Source organism: Streptomyces sp. NPDC059456 (genome assembly GCF_042750055.1).
Lineage (GTDB): Bacteria > Actinomycetota > Actinomycetes > Streptomycetales > Streptomycetaceae > Streptomyces.
Window position 1 is genome coordinate 1 of record NZ_JBHYVA010000784.1, and the last position, 3706, is coordinate 3706.

General features: G+C 78.4%; 3 protein-coding genes. All 3 read right to left on the bottom strand.

Annotated features, from left to right (window positions below):
- Nucleotides 1-519 precede the first annotated feature (519 nt).
- Complete coding sequence (locus ACFXA3_RS38380) at nucleotides 520-1665, bottom strand: ADP-ribosylglycohydrolase family protein (RefSeq protein ID WP_385195279.1); 1146 nt, start codon at nucleotides 1663-1665, stop codon at nucleotides 520-522.
- A 7-nt stretch (nucleotides 1666-1672) separates the two neighbouring features.
- The gene (locus tag ACFXA3_RS38385; protein ID WP_385195282.1) at nucleotides 1673-3043 is read right to left on the bottom strand and encodes an ADP-ribosylglycohydrolase family protein; all 1371 of its coding nucleotides are present in this window, start codon (nucleotides 3041-3043) and stop codon (nucleotides 1673-1675) included.
- 311 nt (nucleotides 3044-3354) lie between these two features.
- Nucleotides 3355-3706, bottom strand: a 352-nt coding sequence (locus ACFXA3_RS38390) for an ADP-ribosylglycohydrolase family protein (protein ID WP_385195284.1), incomplete at its 5' end; no start/stop codon positions are given.

Here is a 3706-nt window from a genome sequence, read left to right on the forward strand (position 1 = left end):
CTCGTGCCCGACCAGGTCCTCGGGCTGCGCCCAGGTGACCCGGAAACCCCCTTCCGGCCCTCCCCCCCGGGGGCGCGCCGGAGCCGGGGGACGGCCGGACGGCCGACCACCCCGCCCCGTCCGGCCCGGATCCCGCGGGCGGGGTCGGATGTGTGGCGGGGGTCTGCCCGTCGCGGGGCGGGGAGACCGGGCCGGTTCTCCCGGGTGGCCCGTGCCGCACGGGGGCCGGCCCGGCGTGGGGCGGGGAGCCTCGGCCGGGTTCCGCGGGCGTTTCTGCGGGGCCGGATCCCGTGGGCGGGGTCGGGGCGGTGTTCTGTCCGGTGTGGGGCGGGGAGTCTCGGCCGGGTTCCGTGGGTGTTTCCGCGGGGCCGGATCCCGCGGGCGGTCCGTGCCGTGCGGGGTCCGGGGCGGGCGGGCGGTTCCGCCCCGTGAGGTGCGCGGGATCCCGGCCGGTTTCCGCGAGGTGCGCCGCCGGGCCGGTTCCCGGGGCCGGGGTGGGTCCCGCGGGGTCGCAGGTGGTCATCGGGGGGTCGCGAGGGCGTGGAAGGCCGACTCGTGGTCGCGGCGCCGGGCCCGGTCCAGGGCGAAGACCTCGCGGGCCACCGCGGCCAGCGCCGACGCCGGGGCGTGCAGGTCCAGGCGGCTGGCCTCGGCGACCTGCTTGGCCCAGGCCGGCGGGACCGCGCCGGCACCGGACAGGGCTCCGGCGATCGCCCCCGCCATCGTGGCGATGGAGTCGCAGTCGCGGCCGTAGTTGACGGCGCCGAGCACCGAGCCCTCGTACGCCCCGTCGGAGACGATCAGCATGCCGAGCGCGATCGGGAGTTCCTCGATCGAGTGGAGGCGGGAGGGGCGGCGCGCGCCCAGCGAGGGGGAGCGGTAGTCCGGCCCCACCGAGTCGTACGGGGCCACCGCCGCCCGCAGCGGGGCCAGCGCCGACTCGAAGTCCCGGTGGCGGCCCGCCACTTCGCACACCGCGGCGATCGCCTCACGGGTGCCGTCCTTGGCCAGCGCGAGGGCCGCGTCCACCACGGAGGAGGCCGTCGCCCCCGGCATGCAGGCCGCCGCCACCGCCGCCGCGAAGACGCCGGCCGCCTCCCGCCCGTACGAGGACTGGTGCGCCCCGGCGATGTCCAGCGCCTCCGCGTACGCGCCCGCCGGATGGCCCGCGTTGACGATGCCGACCGGCGCCATGTACATCGCCGCGCCGCAGTTGACGATGTTGCCGTTGCCCGCCTCGCGGGGGTCCGCGTGGGCGTAGTGCAGCCGGGTCACGATCCACTTCTCCGCGAGGAAGATCCGCTGGAGGGGCAGGGCCTCGGCTTCGAGTTCGGGGATCCAGCGCGGATTGGTCATCAGGTCCGGGACCAGGTGCTCGGCGATCGCGTAGGCGTCGAGGTGGTCCCGTACGGCCTCGTAGACCCGTACCAGCGCGTGCGTCATCAGGGTGTCGTCGGTGACGTGGCCGTCGCCCTTGTGGTACGGCGCGATGGGGCGGGCCGTGCGCCAGTCCTCGTGCCACGGGCCGACGATGCCGTGCACGCGGCCGCCGTGCCGTTCCACGATCCGGTCCGGGGACCAGCCCTCCACCGGCCCGCCGAGCGCATCGCCGACGGCGGCTCCGACGAGGCAGCCGGCCGCCCGGTCTTCCAGAGTGAGCGTCATGTCCGAATCATCCCTTGGGTGAGGTGAGTTCCGTGCGAGCGAGGAGCGCGGCGAGTTCGACGAGGTCGGTGCCGGCGAGGCGGGGCAGGGCGCAGCCGGAGAGGGTGCGGCAGGCTTCGCGCCAGGCGGTGGGGATCGCCTCGCCGCCGCCGAGGGCGCCGCAGAGCGCGCCGGCCAGGGCGGGGGCGGAGTCCGCGACGCGGGACAGGCAGGCGGCGGCCGGGACGGCCTCGGCGACCCTGCCGCGGGCGGCGGTGGTGAGGGCGAGGGCGACGGGGACGGTCTCGGCGGCGGCGATGCCGTAGCTGTAGACGTGGTCGACGATCTCGTGTTCGAGGGTGGGGACGATGGCGAAGGCGCTGCCGGGGCCGTCCGTGCGGGCACGGGCGAGCTGGACGGCGTGCCGGGCGTTGCGGCCGATCTCGGTGGCCGCGGGAAGCTGTGCGAGGGCGGCGTCGACGGCGCTGTCGGTGTCGCCGCCGGCGAGGGCGGTCGCGATGGCGGCGGCCATCGCGCGGGCGCCGTGGACCCCGTCGCCGTCCTGGGTGTAGCGGGCGTCGAACTCGGCGAGGTCGGCGGCCGCGGCGGGGTCTGCGGGGTGGACGACGGCGAGGACGCAGGCGCGCACGCAGGCGGCGTCGTCGAAGTAGTGCGGGTTGTCGTGGCCGGTGGCGGGCGGGCGCAGACCGGCGGCGAGGTTGCCGAGGCCGGCCCGGACGGAGATGCGGGCACGCAGCGGGAGGACGGCGGACTCGACTTCGGGGGCGCGTTCGGCCGCGGCGGCGATCTCGCTGGCCAGGGCGTTCCAGGCGAGGTCGATGGCGGCCCGCATGCGGCGGGACCGGGAGAGGTCGCTGAGTAGCACGCCGGCCGCGGTGAGCACGGACTCGGCGGCGAAGGCGGCCCATTCGGCGTCGTCGGAGGGCCCCAGGCGCAGGGGCTCGGGGGGCTGGTTCAGGGCGATGGGCACGGGGAGGGTGGTGGTCTGGTTCTGCTCGGCGAAGGTGTCGAGCTCGCGGGTGAGGCGGCGGGTCCACTCGGGCATGCGGCTGGCCCGGTGCCGGGCGGCCGGCCATCCGGCGGCGTCCCCCGCGGCCAGCCCGAGCAGCACCCCCTCGATCCGGCGCGGCCCACCGGGGGCTCCGTCCCCGGCCGCGGTCGGTACGGGCACGACCGCCCCGGCGGGCCCTGCGGGGGCGTGCCCGGCGCTGCCGCCCCCGGCCGCGCCACGGACCTGCCCGGCCCCGGCGGGAGCCGTCGAGGCCTCGGCCGCCCCGGCGTGCAGAGCGGCGCGGGGCGCGGCCGCGGTTTCGGGAAGGGGCGGGGCGGGGGCGCCGACCTGCGCTGCGCCGGCCCGCAGCACGGCGCCCGTCGGCACGGGCAACGGCCCCCCGGGCCTACGGCTCTCCGCCGGAGCGGGCGGCGGCGTGCCGCTGCCGGGCACCGGTGCCGAGCCCGGGTCCGGGGCCGGCGCAAGGGCCCCGGCCGACGACGGGGACGAGTCCGGGGGCGAGTCCGGGGCCGTGGCCGCGCTCGTGTCCGCTGTCGTGGCCGTGGCCGGAGTCTGGGCCGTGGCCGGGGTCTGGGCCGGGCACTGACGCGGGTCCGTGCGCGGGGTTCCCGCCGGGGCCGTCGGGGACGGGGTCGGGCCGGGGAGGTCCGGGGCCGTCGGGGACGGGGTCGGCGCGGTCATCGGGCGGGCTCGGTTTCCGGGGTGAGGAGGTCGGCGATGTCCAGGACGTGGTAGCCCCGCATCGAGGGGAGGCAGCTGCCTCGGACCGGGCCGATCGCCGCCGCCCAGGCTTCCGGGATCGCGGAGACGCCCGACAGGGCGCCGGAGAGGGCGCCGGCCACCGCCGCGGTGGTGTCCGCGTCGCGGCCCATGTTCACCGCCGTCAGGACCGAGGACGGGAAGTCGCCGCCGCAGGCCGCGAAGGCGCCGAACGCCAGGCCCACCGCCTCCGGTGCCAGGTCCGTCCAGGGGTAGCCGCCGATCACCACCGCGGAGCGCACCGCCCGCTCGCCCCGCGGGGCCGCGGTG